Below are 21,838 nucleotides of genomic sequence, written 5' to 3' on the forward strand. Positions count from 1 at the left end.
CACCGCTGTTGATTTCCGCAAAAGGCTTCGCTTTCCTAGGGGCACTGCTGGAGCCTCCTCGGCTACGCCTGCGGGGTCTCCACCTAGCGCTATCTCCCTCAGGAGTCTTCGCCTTTTGCTCCAATCACCAGCTAGGCGTTGCGGGGTCTCAACATTGTCGCTACTCCCATGCATGAGTCTTCGCCTTTTGCTCCAATCACCAGCTAATTACCACTGCAAATTATTTGCATCTTTCAAACTAAAAAACCACCCACATATCTAATGTGAGTGGTTCCCAATTATTTTAAGTTCTCCGGATTTAATCCTTCAAGCTCTGAGATGACAAACTTCCCATCTTTTCTGATTAGAACATCATCAAAGTAGATTTCTCCTCCGCCATATTCAGGACGTTGGATCATTACCATATCCCAATGAATATCGGAATTATTGCCGTTCCAAGCATCTTCATATGCCTGACCAGGTGTGAAATGGAAGCTTCCGTCAATCTTTTCGTCAAATAGGATATCCTGCATCGGATGTTGGATATAAGGATTAACACCGATTGCGAACTCTCCAATAAAACGAGCACCTTCGTCAGTATCAAAGATTTTATTGATACGGTCAGAATCATTTGCTGTTGCTTCTACGATTTTTCCGTCGCGGAAAGTCAATTTCACATTTTCATATGTGAAGCCTTGGTATGGAGATGGTGTATTATACGTAATTGTACCGTTAACAGAATCCTTCACAGGAGCTGTATATACCTCACCATCTGGGATATTCATTTCACCTGCGCATTTGATGGCAGGAATATCTTTAATGGAGAATGTTAGATCTGTACCTTCTCCGGTAATTCGTACCTTGTCTGTTTTATTCATCAACTCAACAAGAGCATCCATCGCTTTGCTCATTTTGCCGTAATCAAGGTTACAAACATCGAAATAGAAGTTCTCAAAACCTTCCGTACTCATTTTTGCAAGTTGCGCCATGCTTGCATTTGGATAACGAAGAACGACCCATTTCGTTTTAGGAACACGGATGTCACGGTGTACTTTCTTTCCTACCGTGCTGCCCTGGATTTTTTGTTTGTCATCAGGTACATCAGACAATTCTGCGATGTTGTCGCCAGATCGAAGTCCGATATACGCATCCATGTTTTTCATGACATTTGCTTCAAAATCTGCTTTCATGCTATATTGTTCTTCTTGAGCTCCCATTAATAGGGCGCGGTCTACCTGGACATCTTTTAATGATACGAATGGATATCCGCCAGCTTTATATGCTTCATCAACAAGTGCTACGACAAGTTCTCTTTGCAGTCCAAAGTTTTCGATTAATACCTTTTCACCTTTTTGAAGACGAACAGAATAGTTAATTAAGTTTTTTGCAAGTGTTTGAATCCGAGGATCCTTCATTGTATTGCCCCCTAAGAAAATGGTTATATAACATCACTATTGTAACCGATTACGCGTATTTTGTTGAATTTTTTGTCTAAAAATATTAGTAATATTTTTTAAATTTTTGAAGGGATTTTCCTTTTGTCCTAGAATAAAACAGAGTATAGAATGTTTAAACTGTAGTAAGTGGGGTAAATAGTAAGTATGTATGTCAGCAGCCAGGAGGTGTCACGTTGAGTGAATTGCTTTACATTAGCGCAATTATTGTAGCTATTGCTTTTTTGATATTAGTTATTTTTGTTTCAAAAACACTTCTTTCCGTGCAAGGCACTTTAAATCAAGTTGCCGGTACATTAGGTGGTATTGAAAAACAGATGCAGGGGATCACATCCGAGACAGAGCAGATATTACATAAAACCAATGTATTAATGGACGACATTCAAGACAAGTCGCAACAACTTAATACGGTTGTAACTGCTGTAAAGGATGTTGGAACTTCCATTCAAGGATTTAATCATTCCGTTTCACGTTTATCTAATAATGTTGCACAACAACTAGATCAAAACCAGGATAAGGTGTCGCAAGTTGTTCAGTGGTCCAATGTAGCAATGGAGCTTGTTGACAAATGGAATGAGAGAAAACAGAAAAACAAAATTAACAAAATTTGAGGAGGAATCGGAAATGAGCGAAGAGAACAAGAAAGAGATGAACACGAACACTGACGGTATTAATACGAAGGACTTTTTAATCGGTACACTTATTGGTGGAATTGTGGGAGCTACAACTGCATTGTTCCTGGCTCCTAAATCCGGTAGAGAGCTTCGTGAAGATATCACGGACCAGGCGACTCAATTAAAAGAAAGAACAGATAACTGGAAGGTTCAAGCTACTGAATATACAACTGAATTAGCTGAAACTGCCAAAGATAAGAAAAACCAGTTGACTAAGGCCATTACTGATCAAACACAACAAGTGATGGATAAGGTAAAACAATTACGAGATAAAAATGGGGATGTATCCATGGAGCTGCAAGAGCAGGTTCAAGATATCATCTCAGAAGCCGCTACTGCTATTGAAACGGAATCTGATGAGATGACGGATGAAGTGAAGAAGCGACTAGAAGATACAAAAGCTGCGTTAGAAGACGTAGAGAAAAAGCTATCTGCAAGCGAAGAGGATAAAGAAGAAAAATAAGCAATCTCATAACTTGAGAATAAAACGGCGAAGTGTTATGATAACTTCGCCGTTTTTAATTTACATAAACATATAGGAAAGGGTGTAATAGTATGAGTAAAACCATCGTGCAATCTGTAGAAGAATTCGATCGAATCGTCCAAGAAAATGAGACTTTCTTATTTTTCAAAAACAGTACAACATGTCCAATCAGTCATGCTGCATTCGAAGAATTCGAGAACTATGTAGCAGATCAAAATCAAGTTCCATGTTTCTATTTGAATGTCCAAGAAGCTAGACCGCTTTCCAATCACATCGCTGAGACATTTGCTATTAAGCATGAATCACCCCAAGCTTTGTTATTTAAAGATGGAAAAGTTGCTTGGAATGCATCTCACTGGAAGATAACTTACTCTTCCCTTCAAGAGAATGTAAAATAAAACGAACGTGCGACTATGCACGTTCGTTTTATTTGGACTAATACATGCTTATTCCTTATCTTTTATGTTGGCTTCTAGAACTTTGCTTTTCCACTCGATGTCTAATTCATCTCCATGATCGATAAAGTCATAGAAGGAGGCTTCCGTTCCATTTTTCTTTAGCTTAAAGGATCCAGCCCCTTGTGGTCTGTCTACGTCTACGAATCGGAACATATCTTGGAAAATGAATGGCTCCTTGCGTCTGACCATCACTTGTAAATGGTCGCCTCTATTTAAAATATCCTCTTCTATAAGCAACTGCCCATTTCGAAAAAATTCAAGCAACACCTTACTCAAAACAATTTTTTTCCCTTTGTAAATTACTGCTATTTCTTGTTTTGTTTCATACTGCTGAACAATCGAAAGCATTTTAACTGTAGGTGTGCTTCCTTTTTCCCATATGATACTGTCATCATTTGAAAAATGATCATTTAAAGACGCTTGTTTCCCATTCTTCTTAACTTGGATAGAAAAGGGTGATAGGTTAGTTTTTTCATCATTTATGAATAGGTAAAACGGCTCTAGATCTTTCTCGGCAATTTCACAGCTTTGTACAAGGAGCTCTCCTATGGTATCCGGATAAGTGTAAGTAACCTTGTCACGGTCTGCGAGTGGTTGTTCTAAAGCAGTAGGTTGACCGTTAAGGAGTATGTTGGGATTGATTGTTTTAGAGTGGCCGTTCACAGTTACTGAAATGGTAGGTAACGCTGAACCTACAACCTCCGTGATAGTTAGAGCGGCTGATTTTCCATCCACGCCTTTTTCCACCAAAATGACATCGCCGTTTTCAATTGGATCGAAGCTTTGAGCAGTTTGTCCGTTTCTTGTTATCTTAGGTGCTTCTCCAAAACTTCCTGGACATGTCATACTCTTTCCATTCACTTCTACCATTAATGCCAATCCTGGCTTTCCAACCAATTTGTTAATGCTGATCCCAGCAGCTAATAGGCTGTCTCCAATGGTCAATTTTTTTACATCAAATAAACGAACGGGAAGCTCATTAACAGTAACAGAAACATATTCTATTGGTTTTTCCTTTGCGGAAATGGCAATCCCTACAGGAGTGATAAACTCAGGTCCTTGTACAGGAATGTCTGTTTGATCCAATTGCTGTATCGCATCTACTCCACGTATCGCCACTCGATTTTCGGGTAAGCCCAGTTTTTCTGCGATGAGAGAAGGCAAGGAAGGGGTTAGGCTTCCTCCTCCCACAAGCATGACTGCCTTGGGTGCTATCTGGTTATTTTGCCTCTTTATTTCCTTTGTGATAGAGGTGGCGAGTTTTTCAATGGATGAGAATATCTGATCTACCATTTCCTGTTTGGATAAAGTTTGTTGAAAGCCAAGTATATCGGTAAAAGTAATTTCCTCATGATGGAGCAAGTCTCGTTTTGCCTGTTCAGCCTGTGGAAAGTCCAATAGAAATGCATCACTCAACCCTTCCGTAATTTCGTCTCCCGCAACAGGGACCATTCCGTATGCAGTGACGGTCCCATCCATAGAGATTGCGACATCTGATGTACCAGCACCAATGTCTACTAAGGCAACATTCAATCTTCTCATAGAAGGAGGAATGAGAGCATTAATAGCCGCAATTGGTTCAAGTGTCAGGGCCTCAAGTTGAAGATTAGAGCGTTGGAGGGCTGAAATCAATGATTCTACTACAATTTTAGGCAAGAAGGTCGAAATGATTTCAACTGATGCTTTTTCCCCTCTTTGATCGAGAAGGCTGCCTATTTCTTCTTCATCTAGATAATAGCGGAGGACCGAATATCCTACACAGAAATATTGATTTGCTGCGTCAATTTCACTTTCTTGGAGTAATTTCCTTTGCGCTTCTTGGACAGCAGAAAGTTCTAATAAGAATATATCGTCTTCCGTAAAAAAGGTCTTTCCTTTAATGTCTTGTATCGCGTAAGCTGTTTGAGTCTTTAATGCTCGTCCTGCTGCTGCGACGCATACTTTTTTTAACGGTCCATGTTTTTCTTCTAACTTTTCTTTCACATATGTAATTACTTTAGAAACTGCCAAAATATCATGTATTTGACCATCTAACATGGCCCGTTCTTCGTGTTCTTTTACTACTATATCCTTGATGCAGAACTTACTCTGATCCTGTTCTAACAGTAGGCCAACTACTGATCTTGTTCCAATATCTAATGCGAAAATCAAAAAAGATTCACCATCCCTATCTAGCATCATATAATACTTTACCGCTTAAAAGCGTTTAATTAATAAAGAAAAAATTCGTGACAATCAGAAAGTCATCGTTTATAATAACTAATTAATAGAAATGTACCATAACTCGGTACTGTTATAAATACAGAAAGGATGAAATTATATGAGTCATAACGAATTAGACGCCTTGCGAAAACAAGTCGAAGAACTAAACTTACAACTATTAGAGGTTATCAACAAGCGCGGTGAGCTTGTCCAAGAGATTGGAAAGCTTAAAGAGGCGCAAGGTGTGAATCGATATGACCCAGTCCGTGAAAGAAAAATGTTAGACTTAATCACGGAACATAACGATGGACCTTTCGAAACATCCACTTTACAGCATATATTCAAAGAAATATTCAAAGCAGGTCTTGAACTGCAAAAAGACGATCACAGAAAAGCTTTGCTCGTTTCTCGTAAGAAAAAACCGGAAGATACGGTTGTTGAAGTAAAAGGAGTTAAAATTGGCGATGGATCTCAAAACTTCATCATTGGCCCTTGCGCCGTTGAAAGTTATGAACAGGTTGCCCAAGTGGCCCAAGCGGCAAAAGCACAAGGAATAAAACTTCTTCGTGGTGGAGCATTTAAGCCAAGAACATCTCCATACGACTTCCAAGGACTTGGATTGGAAGGCTTAAAAATTTTAAAACGTGTTGGTGATGAGTATGATATGGCAATCATCAGTGAAATCATCAACCCAGCTGATATTGAAGTCGCATGCGATTATGTTGACGTCATTCAAATCGGTGCGCGTAATATGCAAAACTTTGAGCTATTGAAAGCAGCTGGTGCAGTGAAAAAGCCGGTTCTTCTAAAAAGAGGACTTGCAGCTACGATCGATGAGTTCATCAATGCAGCTGAGTACATTATCGCTCAAGGTAATGATCAAATCATCTTATGTGAGCGTGGAATTAGAACTTACGAGAAAGCTACACGTAACACATTAGATATCTCTGCTGTACCAATTTTAAAGAAAGAAACTCACTTACCTGTATTCGTGGATGTAACACATTCCACTGGTAGAAAAGATCTTTTATTGCCTACTGCAAAAGCTGCACTTGCAATTGGTGCAGATGGAGTGATGGCTGAAGTTCATCCTGATCCGGCAGTGGCACTTTCCGACGCGGCACAGCAAATGGACATCGATCAGTTCAATGAGTTCATCACGGAATTGCGCAGCCACTACGCATACAAATCATAATAAGATTTCACCAAAGACGAGCGGACAGAACGCTCGTCTTTGTCTGTTTTCATAAGTTTTCATAAAAAATTTACATTTAGCAAAAGATATAAGCAGGAGTATAGTAAATTCATTGCTTGTCTGCTAAGAATAACGTATGATTATTAGATAAATGCGTTATTTTGCCAAATTTATCTTATTGGCTGTGTTATGGAATTTGTTGATGTATCCTAGCTGTTGATTGGAGCAAAAGGCGAAGACGCAAGTGGGAGAGTAGCGGCAATGTTGAGACCCCGCAGGCTTTCCGAGGAGGATCAAGGTCGCCCTCTAGATAAGCGAAGTCATTTGCGGAAATCAAAAGCGGTGTTTTACAAAACATATTATTAAATATTGCCTTACATAGATGCATGTATATAGAAGGAGAGTGTGTGTGAATGAATGTAACAATTTATGATGTTGCCAGAGAAGCGAACGTTTCCATGGCAACGGTTTCCCGAGTAGTAAACGGAAACCCGAACGTAAAACCAACCACAAGAAAAAAAGTATTAGAAGCGATTGAACGACTTGGATATCGTCCAAATGCAGTAGCAAGAGGGCTTGCAAGCAAAAAAACAACAACAGTAGGAGTTATCATCCCTGATATCTCCAATATCTTCTATGCAGAGTTAGCTCGCGGAATTGAAGATATTGCAACGATGTACAAATACAATATCATCCTAAGCAACTCCGACCAAAATGTGGACAAGGAATTACACCTGTTAAACACGATGCTAGGCAAACAAGTAGATGGAATTGTTTTCATGAGTGGGAATATAACAGAAGAGTTGGCAGCTGAATTTGAAAGATCACCAGTTCCAATTGTATTGGCTGCATCCATTGAAAGAGACAATAAGGTGCCATCCGTAACCATTGATTATGTACAAGCCTCATTTGATGCTGTAACCGCATTAATTGAAAAAGGGCATAAACGAGTGGGCTACGTGTCAGGACTTTTTGAAGAACCAATCAATGGAGAGAAAAAACTGACTGGTTATAAACGCGCACTAGAAGATGCGGGTCTTTCTTATGATGAGGAGATTGTTTTAGAAGGTGACTATTCGTACGATTCGGGTATAGAAGCGGTCGAAAAACTTATTGCATTAAAAGACCGCCCAACTGCGATTTTTGTTGGAACGGATGAAATGGCTTTAGGAGTCATTCATGGTGCTCAGGACAACGGATTGAATATCCCGGAAGACATTGAAGTAATTGGATTCGATAACACTAGACTCGCTACAATGGTCCGTCCACAACTCTCTACAGTTGTACAACCGATGTATGACATCGGGGCAGTAGCAATGAGACTATTGACGAAATTCATGAATAAAGAGAAAGTGGAAGACCAAACTGTCGTACTTCCGCATAGAATTGAATTTAGACGCTCAACAAAATAAATAAACTGTCGATATAGATAGTAAAAGAAGAGGACAACCACCAAAAAGTTTGTCCTCTTTCTTTATCTGAAAATGTCAATGAATTGATTAATCCAACTTTCCACAGTTGACTAGAGTGTAAGGTGAAAGACTCTTACGGGGGAGTAACGGTAGCTTGAGACCCCACAGGCGAAGCCGAGGAGGCTCAAGCACCGTCCCGCGGAAAGCGGTCATCTGAAACGAAAGGAAACTGGAAGTTAGTGAGATAAGTCAATAAAATCACAAACAAGAGCGTTTAAGGTCAGGGGAGAAAGTATGAAAAAGTTTGATATGTTAACACCTATAGGTCTCATTCTCGGTTTAGCAATGATATTATACGGCATCATAAGCAACTCTGGTTTCAGCGGTGCAAGCAGCTTCTTACATTTTCCCTCCTTTCTAATCGTAATTGGAGGAACACTAGGAGCGCTACTAATTACCTTTAACCTAAAAGAATTGAAAGTAATGCCAACCGTGATTAAAGCAGCATTTTCCCGACAAGAAAATGAATTGCCAAACTTAATTGAGACATTTGTCCGATTATCAGATCGAGCCAGAAGAGAGGGGCTTTTAGCTCTGGAGGCGGAGCTTGAAGATGTAGAAGATGATTTTATTAAAAAAGGCGTCCTGCTTGCAGTGGATGGTGTGGAACCAGAAGTGATCCATGACATCATGAATGCTGAAATCTCAGCAATGGAAGAAAGACATATGAAGGGAAGAAGCATCCTGGAAAAAGCAGGGGATTATGCTCCTTCATGGGGGATGATCGGAACGTTGATTGGATTGGTCCTAATGTTGAAAAACTTAAACGATCCTACCACCCTTGGTCCAAATATGGCCATTGCTATTCTGACAACGTTGTATGGAACACTTTTAGCAAATCTTGTACTTCTCCCGATGGCTAGTAAACTTGCAAATAAGACAGAAAAAGAAGTGTTTTTAAAACAAATTATTATTGAAGGGGTTATCGGCGTTCAATCTGGACAGAATCCTAAAATTTTGGAGGAAAAACTATCTGCTTTCCTTTCCAATCAAGATCGGGAGAGAAAAGAAGAACCTGTAGCTGAAACTTTGGAGGAGAACTTTCAATGAAGCGCCGTAAAAGAAAGGTGTCTGTGGAAAGTGGTGCACCAAAGTGGATGGTCACGTTTTCCGACCTCTTTATGCTTGTTTTAGTATTTTTCATTTTATTATTTTCCATGTCACAAATAGACTTGGTGAAATTTAAAGCTGTAGCAGAGTCGTTCAAGCAAGTGAACATCTTGGATTATAATCCTTCCGCTGTACCATTTGAGCACCCGACTGATTTCTCTGTAAATACAGAATCGACCAATAACCAAGAAGATGTTTCGAAAAATCAGGAAGAAGCGCAGGAGAATGAAGACAGTTTGCAAGAACTGCTAGTTGAAGTGCAAACATTTTTAGCTGAAAATGACCTCGAGGATGTAGTGGTAGCCAACAGGACAGAGCGTGGGATTGTCCTTGTGCTTGAGGAAAAAGTTTTATACGAGACGGCTGAAGCAAGAATCCTTCCTATTGCGTATCCTTTTCTTGATAAAGTAGGAACATTATTAACAAAAATTCCTAATTTGGTTAAAGTAGAAGGTCATACCGATAACAGGCCGATTTCAACAGAAAAGTTCCCTTCTAACTGGGAATTATCTGCAGCGAGGGCGAGTAGTGTCATTAGATACTTGGTTGACTCACATGACTTGGATCCTGAGCGATTTATTGCCGTAGGTTATGGTGATACAAGGCCGATTGTAGAAAATACGTCAGATGCTAACTACCAGAAGAATAGAAGAGTAGAAATCGTCATTTCCGATCCTCAAAAAGAAGAAAATGTAAACTAAACATGCGAAAAAACCAGCTCTTCACGCTAATCGGCGTAGTGCTGGTTTTTCTTTATCCAATCTGTGAATTATTATCAGTTCGCAGATGACTTATGGGATATAGAGCTTTTGAAAGGAGCTGTTTATTTTTCTCCGTAATTTCCTGTTTTCGTGGAATGGGTTTATACAGATCCTTAGGGTCTTCCCATGTGGAAGGTAACGCAACAGGTGCCTTGTCTTTCCACTCGTTTATCCAATCTTCTGATAATGACCCGTGCATATTATTCTTTTCCATCATCTCTAGCCAAATATGAGACCATGCCCTCGGAACGACTCTCCAAATATCATAGCCGCCTCCTCCAACACCAATCCATCGACCTTTGCAATATTGATGGGCTATTTTATGAGCAAGCTTTGGAATCTCTCGATACACTTTAATAGAAGTGGACAGATGGGTAAGTGGATCATAGTAATGGGCATCAGCACCATTTTGCGTCAAAATGACATCTGGTTTAAAGAAATTGGCCACTTCTGTAAGTGACTGTTCATAAATCTCCAAGAAAGAGTCATCCTCTGTAAAGGCGTCGATGGGAATATTGAATGAATATCCATATCCATCCCCTTGGCCCCGTTCATTCACATTGCCTGTCCCAGGGAATAAATATCGCCCCGTTTCATGGATAGATAGGGTGCAGACATTTGGATCCTCGTAGAAAGCCCACTGCACACCATCGCCATGATGGGCATCCGTATCTACGTAGAGAACTCTTGCTCCATACTTTTCCTGAAGATACTTAATAGCCACAGCAGTGTCGTTATAAATACAAAACCCTGATGCCTTTCCACGGAAACCATGATGCAGCCCGCCACCTAGATTTAAAGCATGTTCGGATTTTCCTGTCATGACTTGATCGACAGCTGTTAACGTTCCACCGACAAGCAGTGCACTTGCCTCGTGCATATTAGGAAATATAGGTGTATCTTCTGTACCGAGCCCATAGTTGTTTGCTTTTTCTTTAGACAATAACCCTTTTCCCGCCAATTTAACAGCCTCAATATAGCGCGGATCATGTATGAGCGCTAATTCCTCATCAGTAGCCATTCTTGGTGGAATAATATCTTGACTAGAGAGCAGGTTGCTCTTTTGTAGCAAGTCATAAGTGAGTTTAACTCTTAGTTGGTTAAATGGATGGTTTTCACTGAACTTATAGGTCTGAAAATCATCCGAATACACAAAGACTGCTTTTTTCATGAGGTTACACCCGGCAAGTTCGGCCACAGCACTTCATAGCCTTCTTCCTGCAGGTCATGAATGACTCCTGTAGGATTCATCGTCTGAACCCGGAAGACAAGAATTTTAAACTGCTCATCTTGATGAGGGTAGACAAGCACACTAAGGATATTTAGTTTTCGTTTCTTTAACATGGAGGTTACTTCTGCAAGCTTCCCGGCAATATTTTCGACTTTTACTTCGAACTGTGATGCTGGCTGATTTGCTCCTGTTAACTGTACAAATGTATAGAGCAGGTCCGTTTCTGTAACAATTCCTACGAGTTTTGATTCTTGTACGATTGGAAGGCAACCAATCTTATATTCATAAAAAGTCGCGGCAACCTCCTCAACGAAATCCAGGGGGTGGCCTGTTAATAGATTTGTTTTCATTACTTTGGAAAGAGGCTGTTGTAGGTCCTCTTGGGCACTATTTTCATATAATGCTGACTGGAGTCCGTTTCGAACATCCCTATCAGATATTATCCCAACCAACTGCTGATTATTATTTACAATAGGAATATGACGGATATTCTTTTCTTCCATAAGATGAAGAGCTTGCTCCACCGTATCTGTGGGCTGTAATATATGAACATCTTTCTTCATAATTCTTTCTACAATCATGGTCTTTCCTCCTTGTAAAACAAGTTACGTTTAACACATTATATGCTAGTACATAAAACGGTTGTGAAAGCGAAGTTGATCGAATCTCTGTACAGATTCCTGGTCAATATTTTTGCCGATTCTGGCCATTAAACAGTTTGCAGGATGGGAACTGATTTCAGGATCGTCGGTTGCATAGTATTCCAAACCACCGGCATTCATCATTTTTTCCATTACTTTTCTATATTCCCAAACATTAAGTCCCGTTCCCTTTAAATCCCAGTGCCAATAATATTCGGTTGTTATCACAATATAGTTTTCCATCATGTCATCCATCATCGAAACTTGAAGCAGGGATTTACCAACAGAACTACCCCGAACTTCCGGCACTACTTCAATGGCGCCAAGTTCAATAAGGTTTTCCATTTTCCCCTCTGACCATCTCTCCATCGGATCAGGATAGAGATAAGTAACATAGCCAACAATGGTATCGTGTGTTCTTGCAATGATGATTCGTCCCTCTGGAAGGCCTGCAATTTCAATCAAGGCCTTACGCTGTTGTTCCGGAGGTCTAAATGCAACAAGGTCTTTATGAAACTCATAGCTTGCCAACTTCTCAGGTGTTACTGGTCCTTCAATGATCAAGCGGCTATTTTTGGTTCTAATTTCTTTAGCATTATACGTTTTTTTGTGCTCCATCTAACTCTCCACCTACTTTTACCTACAAGAATATTAGTAATCTTCTAATGACATTTTCTCATTTTACTAGAAAAATACAAGTGAATAAAACGCTTTCATCTCACTCTACCTCTAGTCTACTAGAAAACTCAAAATTATTCATGCAATACTATTAATTTTTAAAAAATTGAGAAAAAATTCTATCTGTACTATAATAGTATTGTAGAAATATACATAAGGGGTGTTTGTGGATGAAAGTGGAAGCGTTACCAGTTACGAAGGGGAACTACAATCTAGAAGACTATGAACAAACCTACAGAAATTTTGATTGGTCAGAGGTAGAAAAAAACTTCAGTTTTTCTGAAACGGGAAGAGTGAATGTCGCACACGAAGCCATCGACCGTCACGCAGAATCTGCACGAAAAAATAAAGTAGCACTATATTACCGTGATCCAGAACGTGATGAAAAGTATACGTTCAAGGAAATGAAAGATATGTCCAACAAAGCAGGTAACATTTTGAAACAGACTTGCGATGTGGAAAAAGGAGATCGTGTCTTTATTTTCATGCCACGTTCGCCTGAATTATATTTTGCAGCACTTGGCGCAATCAAGCTTGGCGCGATTGTCGGTCCATTGTTTGAGGCATTTATGGAAGGCGCTGTTAAGGACCGATTAGAGGACAGTGAAGCAAAGGTAATCATCACTACACCAGAACTGCTTAATCGTATTCCACTAGATGATCTGCCTGCACTGAAGCATGTTGTACTCGTAGGGGAAAATGTGAAAGAGGAAGGACCTTTCATCGACTTTAACTCCCGTATGAAGGAAGCAAGCAGAAAACTTCAAGTGGAATGGGTGGAAAAGACAGACGGCTTGGTGCTTCATTATACAAGTGGATCCACCGGCAAGCCAAAAGGAGTGCTTCATGTTCATAATGCCATGATTCAGCACTACCAAACAGCTAAGTGGGTATTGGATCTTAAAGAAGAAGATGTATACTGGTGCACCGCTGACCCAGGTTGGGTAACAGGAACGGCATATGGTATATTCGGACCTTGGCTGGTTGGAGCATCCAATGTCATTGTTGGAGGCCGTTTCAGACCGGAAGCATGGTATGAGACAATTGAGGATTATGGCGTATCTGTATGGTACAGCGCACCAACAGCATTCCGTATGTTGATGGGAGCAGGAGACGAAGTAGTGAAAAAGTATGACCTATCTTCTCTTCGTCATATCCTGAGTGTCGGCGAACCGTTAAACCCAGAAGTAATTCGTTGGGGTGTGAAGGTATTTAATCTCCGCGTCCACGATACATGGTGGATGACAGAGACAGGTGCACAATTGATTTGTAACTATCCATCAATGGAAATCAAGCCTGGATCCATGGGTAAGCCTATTCCAGGAGTGGAAGCGGCAATTGTGGACGATCAAGGAAACGAACTTCCGCCATATCGCATGGGCAATCTTGCAATTAAAAAAGGCTGGCCGTCCATGATGCACACTATCTGGAACAACAAAGAAAAGTATGAGTCCTATTTCATGCCAGGTGACTGGTACGTTTCAGGTGATTCGGCTTATATGGATGAAGAAGGCTACTTCTGGTTCCAGGGCCGTATCGATGATGTTATCATGACATCAGGTGAGCGTGTCGGACCATTTGAAGTGGAAAGCAAGCTTGTTGAGCACCCTGCTGTTGCTGAAGCTGGAGTTATCGGTAAACCAGATCCGGTGCGCGGTGAAATCATTAAAGCGTTCGTTGCGCTTCGTGACGGTCATACAGCAAGTGACGAACTCAAAGAGGAGATTCGTCAATTTGTGAAACGCGGTCTTGCAGCACATGCGGCACCGCGTGAAATTGAATTCCGCGACAAACTTCCAAAGACAAGAAGTGGTAAGATCATGCGTCGTGTGTTGAAAGCTTGGGAGCTGGATCTGCCTACGGGTGATTTGTCTACCATGGAAGATTAATAGGTTTTGCTTGGAGACAACAGCCTGCCATTTTTGCGGTGGGCTGTTGTTTTTGATCTGGGGGATTATTTTGGGGAGGTTTGGTTGTGTCGAATTTTGTTGAAAGGTAGAAGGTTGCGTGCAAGTTGTAGAAGGTAATCTGGAAAAGGTAGAAGGTAATCTCGAAAAGGTAGAAGGTCGCACAAAAGTGGTAGAAGCTCCTTCAAAAAAAGATAAAATAAGGAAATATACAATTTTCTGAAATTTCGTATTGCGAAATAAACCCCTACAAGAGTACTATAGATACAGAACATATAGAGAATAGGGGAAACTGTAATGGGAAAACACAAGTTATTTTTATACACAAAGGCATTATCTGATTTCGGTTCATTTATGGATTTGATCGTATTGAATGTAGTCGTATATGCAGCAACTGGGAGTCCTGTCTGGTTGGCTGCAACGATGGCCGCTAGAACAATTGGGGGTGTTCTGGCCAGCTTAGTTAGTGGAGTAGCGGCAGATACATGGAATAGAAAGACCATCATGCTTGTGACGGACATCTTGAGGGCGGGACTGATTCTTTTATTAATCCCCTTTCCTGATCCTGTAATGATTTTGGTGGTATCCGCTTTAATTGGATTTATCAGTAGTTTCTTTATGGTCAGTTTCAGTGCGGAGGTTCCACAAATATTCGGCCAAGATAACATTCTTGAAACGAACTCGCTTATTGCAAGATTGACATCCATCAGTCTTGTTACTGGATTTATTGGTGCAGGGGTTATTACGGAAATTTTAGGATATCAGTATACGTTGATGATTGATGCGGGTACATATTTGTTATCTGGTTTTGTGCTTTGGAAAATGAAGTGGGATGCTACCGCAGCTAAGAAAAACAAGGAGATTGTCAGCGGATTTAGAAATAATATTTTGTCCGTTTTCAGGGATACAAGGGAGGTGTACAGTTACCTTAAGTTAGCACCAATGCTTTTAATGATAAATGTGGTATTTCTGGTGGGTGCTTTTGCAGGTAGCTCGCATAATCTTGGGATTCCTTTATTGGCCGAACAGATTGATGGAGATCGTCAAAGCTTCTATTACGGCATGATTTGGGGTGTCTGGGGAATAGGTTCAGTTCTTGCAACGTATACCATACCCAAACTAAAAATTATAAGAAGTGAAAAAATTTATTCCGTATTTTTCTTATCGGCTATGTTCATGTCACTCGGTTTTATAATTTTTTTATCTAATACAATGGTAAGTGTTATATTAATTTTTGCGTTTTTAACAGGGATTTTTGATGCTTGTTTTACTACTTTACATGCAAGCATTCTTCAGAAATCGGATAATTACATAAGGGGGAGGGTTTTTGCCGTAGGGATGCTGCTGAAGTCACTAGGCTTTGCACTTGGGTTTGTCATTGCACCAATTTTGTTAAAAGGACTTACCATGCCGCAGATGGTACTTATCCTGCACGGAACTCTCATAACGACATCATTAGTTATTCTTATTGTAGCTAGTAACTGGAGTAACAAGAAAAGACAAAACACAGCATTGACATAATGAAAAAGGCACTTACCCATGTGGGTGAGTGCCTTTTAGTTTTATTGCCGAGAAGAATTAATCTTCTCCGTCGTCTCCACTATCATCTGGTGGTGGATCTGTAGAGTTATCGTCGCCGTTACCGCCGTCGTCATTTCCTCCACCATCATTTCCTCCATTATCGTTTCCACCGCCATCTCCATTACCGCCACCACCATTGGAAGGTGGTTTAGGATCTGGCTTTGGCTTTGGCTTAGGTTTTGGTTCTTCTTTTTTATCCGGGTCTCCTAACTTTGCTGAGCTGGATGGAGCAGATTCTTTACCACTGGCATTAACTGCAGTGACATAGAAAAATCCGGATTTTTGAGAGATCTTGGTGCTCATGTTGTTGTCAGCTTGCACGGAAGCAATTCTACGTGCAGAACTTGCGCTGTTTTCTTTATAATAAACGTAATATCCAATTACATCTTTTTGTGAGCTTGCTGCCCACGTTAAAGTGGAACCGGATACGTTCACACCTCCAACTTGTTTCGGTGCCGAACCGTTAGCTGGTAGAGGGTCCTCAGAAAGTACTGTCAATCCATCAAAGAGAGTTTTATCTTTCATGTATTTAGCGAGTTCTTCCAAGCTATTCAGTTGAAGTTTCTTCAAGAAATCTGGTTTAATCATCGGACCTTCTTTAACAAATTCTGATGGGGTTGAACTTAATGGTGCATAAGCAACGTCCCCAATTTGAACATATTTACCTGTTGTTAAGCTATCATCCGTTTTCGTAGGAGCGTATTTTGCATTGAAAATATCTTCTCCAACTAGACCTGCTTTTTGGCAAAGGGTGGATGGTAGTAAACCTGAGAGCTTACAATAGCTGCGGCGAACAATTCCTCCTGGCATTTGGAACTGTCCGGAAGGGCCGATTAGTTCAGGATTGATGTCGTAGGCACCGTTTAGAAGTTGTGCCCATAGTATTTGGCTTCTTTGGGTAGGGGTTCTACCGCTGTTTGCCCTTAATACATGTCTCTCGTCATACCCCATCCAAAGACCAAAGGTGATATTTGGATTAGAGCCCATCATCCATATGTCATGTGTATCTTGTGTGGTACCTGTCTTTCCAGCCCAATCAGAACTGAATTGTATATGGTCTCTTGCTACGTTTGCAGTACCTCTTCTAAAAGTATCACGCATAGTATCTATCATTAAATATGCTGTCTGAGGAGAATAAATCTCGACAGGCTCTACCTTATGCTCATAGATGACTTCCCCATCTTTTGTTTTGATACTTTCAATTAAGTATGGTTCAACGTAATTTCCACCATTTGCAAATGTTACGTAACCTGCTGTATTTTCTTCTACGCTAACCCCGACAGACGGTGACCCAAGAACTGCGGAGATGTTTGCAGCATCGCCTTGGGTTAGTTTTGTAAAGTTTTGTTTGAAAAGGTATTCCATCGGACGTTGAGGAAGAATTTCCATATATCCACGTATAGCCGCTAAGTTATGGGATAGTGCCACAGATTGACGCACAGTTTGAAGACCGTTGAATTGGTTATTCCAGTTGTTCGGTGACCACGGATCTTGCCCTGGAAGGTGCACGGTCAACGGTGTATCCGCAAGTATGCTACCTGGTTGGAGTGTCCCCAATTCATATGCAGGTGCATATCCAAGTAACGGCTTCATAGTAGACCCATTATGACGCCAAGTGTTGGTGGCGAAGTTTAAGTCCTTGATTTTGAAATCTCTTCCTCCTACAAAACTGATTATTGCTCCAGTTTTGTTATTCATCAACAAGGCGCCAACTTGCTCTGCGTTTCTTGCTACAAGTTCTCCTGTTTCAGGATTAGTCTCTTCTTCATAAGAATACACCTTAGTTTCATTGAAGTAAGGAAACTCCTGCGTAATCTGTCTCATCTTAGAATAAATTTCTTTATCTATCGTTGTCTTAATAACATAGCCTTTTTGTCTAAGCGTTGTATCGGCTAATTGTAGATATTCTCTAAGCAATTCTTCGTTGTTATCCAATTCTTCTTTTTCGTAGCCATCGTTTAATGCCAGTTGCTCTGCAATAATTTCCTGCGCACGTTCTTCAATCTCAAATGCTACATACGGGTATTCCTCAATAGCACTGCTAGTAGGATCTGCTAGATCTTTTGTGATGTCATAAGCAAGCGCTTCTTCATACTGATTATCATCAATATGTCCCATTGCGTGCATACGATAAAGTACATATCGCATTCTATCAAGACCCGCTTCCAGTCCTTCAGGGGTTTTAACTTCCGCTGAACGGGTAAAAGGAGTGTAGGCAAATGGACTTTGTGGAAGTCCTGCAATAAAGGCAGCTTGTGGAATGGACAATTCACTGATGTCAACACCAAAAATCCCCTCTGCTGCTGTCTGAGCTCCGGCAATGTTTCTACCGTTTGAATCTCTACCAAAAGGAGAAACATTTAGGTATGCTTCAAGTATTTCTTCTTTAGAGAAGTAATTCTCTAATCGAAGGGCAAGGAGAATTTCCTTTGCTTTTCGATCAAAAGAGACATCATTTGTTAAAATTTGATTCTTGATCAACTGTTGTGTTAACGTACTTCCACCAGTTTGGTTGGCAGAATTTGTTACTTCCTGAACAAGGGCACGAACGATGGCTTTTGGTACGACCCCTTCATGTTCATAGAAGTACTCATCTTCTGTAGAGACAAGTGCGTTAATTAAATGCTCTGATACGTTATCTAGGGACACTTCTTCACGAAGTAGATCTGCTCGATATTTTCCTAAATATACGTCATTGGCAAAATACATTTCTGTAGATTCTTCGTAGTTGTAAATGTTTTTTCTCAAATCTTCATAAGAACGGATTGGTTCTTCTTTGACGAGTGCTGCGAAATATCCCGCACCTGCACCGCCAGCGAACGACGCGCCGATTACTCCGATAACGAGAAAAACAAGAATGAGATTCCACACTACTAAATATGTAATGTTGGCGCCTTTTTTCGTCTTATTATTTATGAAAAATTGAAAAAAGGTCTGTGATTTTTCTTTGAACTTGTCGTAGTTTGACATATTTTATCTACCCCCCGGCAAATCATACTAATTATAGCATATTGAGGTTTTATAGCGACAAACTTTTTGTTTTCTTCCAAAATTTTCTTTATGTTTGTGTTGACATGATACTCTTTTTTATGGTAAAAAGACTTTATATAAATTTTTGATTAGTAATAGAATGTGCTAAGACAGGAATAAGTAGTACAAATAGGCATGCTTAAAGAGAGCTGATGGTTGGTGAGAATCAGTACACCTGTTTGGATGAATTACCTCCTCGAGCATCTTTTGGGAACGGCCTTACTTTGGCTTAGTAGCAGGAGACGGTGAGAACCGTTACATTTTTGAGTGGGAAAGTGGCTTTGTCTGCTTTTCAATTAGGGTGGTACCGCGTATAAACTCGTCCCTTCTTTTACAGGAGGGATGGGTTTTTTTGTGTTCAATTTAAAGAAAAAGGAGATATTACGATGAGTTTATTAGAGGATTTGCAGTTTAGAGGGTTAGTGAATCAGATAACGGATGAAGAGGGATTGACGAAGCTTTTATCGGAAGAAAAGGTGAAGTTGTACTCTGGTTTTGATCCAACAGGAGACAGCTTGCATATTGGTCACTTGCTTCCAATACTTACGTTGAGAAGATTTCAGCAGGCAGGTCATCATCCAATAGCATTAGTTGGTGGCGGTACTGGATTAATAGGAGATCCAAGTGGAAAGAAAGCGGAACGTACATTGAATACGTCTGATATCGTTGTAGAGTGGTCTAATAGAATTAAAGGACAACTTTCTCAGTTCTTGGATTTTGAAGCAACAGAAAATCCTGCAGTAATTGCAAACAATCATGACTGGATTGGGGAAATGAACGTTATTTCTTTCCTTCGAGATGTGGGGAAAAACTTTGGTCTTAATTACATGCTTGCAAAAGATTCCGTACAATCTCGTATTGAATCTGGTATCTCTTACACGGAATTCAGTTACATGATTCTTCAATCCTTGGACTTCTTGCATTTATACAAAGGTCAAAATTGTAAGCTTCAAATTGGTGGAAGCGACCAGTGGGGAAATATCACAGCAGGAATGGAGTTAATCCGTAAATCCGAAGAAAATGCCAAAGCATTTGGTCTGACGATTCCGCTTGTAACAAAAGCAGACGGCACGAAATTTGGTAAAACAGAAGGGGGCGCAATCTGGTTAGACCGAGAGAAGACGTCACCTTACGAGTTCTACCAATTCTGGATCAATACAGATGACCGTGACGTTGTGAAATACTTGAAATTCTTTACGTTCTTGTCGCGCGTTGAGATCTTGGAGCTTGAAAAAGAACTGCAAGAAGCACCGGAAAAACGTTCTGCACATAAACGTCTTGCAGAAGAAGTTACAAAATTGGTGCATGGTGAGGCTGCTTTAGAACAGGCAATCCGCATTTCTAAAGCATTGTTCAGTGGTTCCATCTCTGAACTTTCTGCTGATGAAATTAAACAAGGTTTTGCAGATGTTCCTTCTTTTACAGTGGAAAACGAGGAGCAGCTTGCGTTAGTGGAACTTTTGGTTGCAAGTAAGATTGCACCTTCTAAGCGTCAAGCGCGTGAAGATATTACAAATGGTGCTATCTCCATTAATGGGGAAAAGGTTCAGGATCTTGCTCATGTGCTTGGGGAAAGCGACCGCATTGAAGGGCAATTTACTGTTGTAAGAAGAGGGAAGAAGAAATACTTCCTTATTAAATACTAAAATTTTGTGAGGACTGTCCGTTTGGGCAGTCTTTTTTACACCCGCAAATTGTTAGGTGGTAAACTTGGTAATAAAGAGGAGGGATGGGGAATGTATCGAAAGGAAATATATGTTTTTGATCAAGACAAGCCGTTTAAAGCTGTTATCCGAAATTATCGGGAAAAGGACTTTGTTCAATTAATCCGAGTACAGCAGGAATGTTTTCCGCCACCTTTTCCATCAGAGCTGTGGTGGAACGAGGAACAGCTAAAGAATCATGTAGATTTGTTTCAGGAAGGGGCGTTGTGTGTAGAAATTGCCGGGAAAATTGCTGGCTCGATTACGGGATTGCGTGTGAATTATTCTCCAGGTGACCCTGATCATAGTTGGGAACAAATTACCGATAACGGCTATATTCGTAACCACGAGCCTGAAGGCAACACTTTGTATGTAGTAGATATTAGCGTCAGTCCAACTTACAGAAAGCTTGGACTTGGAAAGTGGCTCATGCAATCCATGTATGAAGTGGTCATTCAACATGGAATGGATCGCTTATTGGGTGGAGGAAGAATGCCGCACTATCATAAGTATGAGGGTGAAATGTCAGCAGAAGGGTATCTAGAAAAAGTAGTTATCGGCGACATCAAAGATCCCGTTATTTCTTTCCTCTTACACTGTGGCCGAACCCCTGTAAAAGTGGTCAAAAACTACCTCGAAGATGAAGACTCACGCAACCATGCCACGTTGATGGAATGGAAAAACCCTTTTAGACCATAAAAAAACAGGACGGAAAATTCCGTCCTGTTTTTTAGGTCATCACTATTATTAACAAGAGTAGAACTCAATTAACTCAAAAACCCTTATTGTATCAGTATTTCAGAGCTCTGTTTTATAAACCAGCCCCAATTTGTTTTAATGCTTGATCAAAAGTTATCACTGATTCTTCTTCGAGACCTTTAAACGAATGACCGTAAAGGCTGGATTTGACGTGACTTTACACATTGTTGATTGTCAGATGAGCATTGATGTGTTTAACGAAGCTCATGAAGGTATTGAATATCAAGTGGACAAAGTTGGATCGGTAAAGGTTAAAGATGGCCAGTTGACATTGGATGATTACGAGGTAGAGGACGAAGAGACCGTTTCGGAGAATGTTCACTATTGGGGTAGAGCAAACGCAAAAAAGGCGGTTAGGCAAAACACTCGTCCGCCGTCAAAAACAGAGTGTAGACAGGGCTTGGAAAACATTTTTGTGAAAGCTGGCGTTTTAAAGTATAAGAGTAGTAAATTCTGCTCCAATAAGGAGGATTTCGGGAAGAATACTATCGAAGGGAAAAAATAAAAGTGCGCATTACG

The 21,838-nt window shown here is 40.5% G+C and carries 18 protein-coding genes and 1 other annotated feature; of the genes, 12 read left to right on the forward strand and 6 right to left on the reverse strand.

Annotated elements, in window-relative coordinates:
* Positions 1-278: 278 nt before the first annotated feature.
* Complete coding sequence (locus HF078_RS01405; protein ID WP_169289540.1) at positions 279-1,394, reverse strand: aminopeptidase; 1,116 nt, start codon at positions 1,392-1,394, stop codon at positions 279-281.
* Between the two features lie 215 nt (positions 1,395-1,609).
* Here HF078_RS01405 and HF078_RS01410 point away from each other — a divergent pair, with 215 nt between their 5' ends.
* The 3 genes from HF078_RS01410 to ytxJ all read left to right on the forward strand — a co-directional run bounded on the left by HF078_RS01410 (position 1,610) and on the right by ytxJ (position 2,989).
* Entirely contained in the window at positions 1,610-2,044 is a 435-nt protein-coding gene (locus tag HF078_RS01410; protein WP_060664737.1) for a DUF948 domain-containing protein, read from the forward strand.
* A 13-nt stretch (positions 2,045-2,057) separates the two neighbouring features.
* On the forward strand, positions 2,058-2,570 hold the full coding sequence (locus HF078_RS01415; protein WP_148987927.1) for a YtxH domain-containing protein: 513 nt from the start codon (positions 2,058-2,060) through the stop codon (positions 2,568-2,570).
* 92 nt (positions 2,571-2,662) lie between these two features.
* Positions 2,663-2,989 (forward strand): bacillithiol system redox-active protein YtxJ, encoded by a 327-nt coding sequence (gene ytxJ, locus HF078_RS01420; RefSeq protein ID WP_169289541.1) that lies wholly within the window; start codon positions 2,663-2,665, stop codon positions 2,987-2,989.
* Between the two features lie 48 nt (positions 2,990-3,037).
* Here the strand turns inward: ytxJ and HF078_RS01425 are convergent, their stop codons facing one another.
* Positions 3,038-5,230 (reverse strand): cell division protein FtsA, encoded by a 2,193-nt coding sequence (locus tag HF078_RS01425; RefSeq protein ID WP_169289542.1) that lies wholly within the window; start codon positions 5,228-5,230, stop codon positions 3,038-3,040.
* Positions 5,231-5,369: 139 nt separating this feature from the next.
* Here HF078_RS01425 and HF078_RS01430 point away from each other — a divergent pair, with 139 nt between their 5' ends.
* From HF078_RS01430 to motS, 4 genes are all read left to right on the forward strand, one after another.
* Positions 5,370-6,446, forward strand: coding sequence for a bifunctional 3-deoxy-7-phosphoheptulonate synthase/chorismate mutase (locus HF078_RS01430; protein WP_169289543.1), 1,077 nt, complete (start codon positions 5,370-5,372; stop codon positions 6,444-6,446).
* 413 nt (positions 6,447-6,859) lie between these two features.
* Positions 6,860-7,858 (forward strand): catabolite control protein A, encoded by a 999-nt coding sequence (ccpA, locus tag HF078_RS01435; protein WP_148987922.1) that lies wholly within the window; start codon positions 6,860-6,862, stop codon positions 7,856-7,858.
* A 294-nt stretch (positions 7,859-8,152) separates the two neighbouring features.
* Complete coding sequence (gene motP / locus HF078_RS01440) at positions 8,153-8,968, forward strand: flagellar motor protein MotP (protein WP_169289544.1); 816 nt, start codon at positions 8,153-8,155, stop codon at positions 8,966-8,968.
* Positions 8,965-9,729 (forward strand): flagellar motor protein MotS, encoded by a 765-nt coding sequence (gene motS, locus HF078_RS01445; RefSeq protein WP_169289545.1) that lies wholly within the window; start codon positions 8,965-8,967, stop codon positions 9,727-9,729. Before motP ends, motS begins: the two co-directional genes overlap by 4 nt.
* 52 nt (positions 9,730-9,781) lie before the next feature.
* Here the strand turns inward: motS and HF078_RS01450 are convergent, their stop codons facing one another.
* From HF078_RS01450 to HF078_RS01460, 3 genes are read right to left on the reverse strand one after another with little or no spacing between them, the layout of a single operon-like run.
* On the reverse strand, positions 9,782-10,960 hold the full coding sequence (locus HF078_RS01450) for an acetoin utilization protein AcuC (protein ID WP_169289546.1): 1,179 nt from the start codon (positions 10,958-10,960) through the stop codon (positions 9,782-9,784).
* The gene (locus HF078_RS01455; protein WP_169289547.1) at positions 10,957-11,601 is read right to left on the reverse strand and encodes an acetoin utilization AcuB family protein; all 645 of its coding nucleotides are present in this window, start codon (positions 11,599-11,601) and stop codon (positions 10,957-10,959) included. Before HF078_RS01455 ends, HF078_RS01450 begins: the two co-directional genes overlap by 4 nt.
* A 45-nt stretch (positions 11,602-11,646) precedes the next feature.
* A complete protein-coding gene (locus HF078_RS01460) occupies positions 11,647-12,279 on the reverse strand; it encodes a GNAT family N-acetyltransferase (protein ID WP_169289548.1) in 633 nt (210 codons plus the stop codon).
* A 230-nt stretch (positions 12,280-12,509) separates the two neighbouring features.
* Between HF078_RS01460 and acsA the strand changes: the two genes are divergently transcribed.
* Entirely contained in the window at positions 12,510-14,228 is a 1,719-nt protein-coding gene (gene acsA / locus HF078_RS01465) for an acetate--CoA ligase (protein ID WP_169289549.1), read from the forward strand.
* A 315-nt stretch (positions 14,229-14,543) separates the two neighbouring features.
* Positions 14,544-15,767, forward strand: coding sequence for an MFS transporter (locus HF078_RS01470; protein WP_169289550.1), 1,224 nt, complete (start codon positions 14,544-14,546; stop codon positions 15,765-15,767).
* A 57-nt stretch (positions 15,768-15,824) separates the two neighbouring features.
* Here HF078_RS01470 and HF078_RS01475 read toward each other — a convergent pair whose 3' ends face one another.
* The gene (locus HF078_RS01475; protein ID WP_169289551.1) at positions 15,825-18,797 is read right to left on the reverse strand and encodes a transglycosylase domain-containing protein; all 2,973 of its coding nucleotides are present in this window, start codon (positions 18,795-18,797) and stop codon (positions 15,825-15,827) included.
* A gap of 158 nt (positions 18,798-18,955) precedes the next feature.
* Positions 18,956-19,187 (forward strand) — a binding site (T-box leader).
* A gap of 56 nt (positions 19,188-19,243) precedes the next feature.
* Between HF078_RS01475 and tyrS the strand changes: the two genes are divergently transcribed.
* The 3 genes from tyrS to HF078_RS01490 all read left to right on the forward strand — a co-directional run bounded on the left by tyrS (position 19,244) and on the right by HF078_RS01490 (position 21,824).
* Positions 19,244-20,503: a tyrosine--tRNA ligase gene (gene tyrS, locus HF078_RS01480; protein WP_169289552.1), complete on the forward strand. Its 1,260-nt coding sequence runs from the start codon at positions 19,244-19,246 to the stop codon at positions 20,501-20,503.
* A gap of 90 nt (positions 20,504-20,593) precedes the next feature.
* Complete coding sequence (locus HF078_RS01485) at positions 20,594-21,259, forward strand: GNAT family N-acetyltransferase (protein WP_169289553.1); 666 nt, start codon at positions 20,594-20,596, stop codon at positions 21,257-21,259.
* A 211-nt stretch (positions 21,260-21,470) separates the two neighbouring features.
* Positions 21,471-21,824: a hypothetical protein gene (locus HF078_RS01490; RefSeq protein WP_169289554.1), complete on the forward strand. Its 354-nt coding sequence runs from the start codon at positions 21,471-21,473 to the stop codon at positions 21,822-21,824.
* The last annotated feature ends 14 nt before the right edge of the window (positions 21,825-21,838 follow it).

Origin of the sequence: Bacillus sp. RO2, assembly GCF_012911845.1 — a bacterium.
Taxonomy (GTDB): Bacteria; Bacillota; Bacilli; order Bacillales; family Bacillaceae_I; genus Sutcliffiella_A.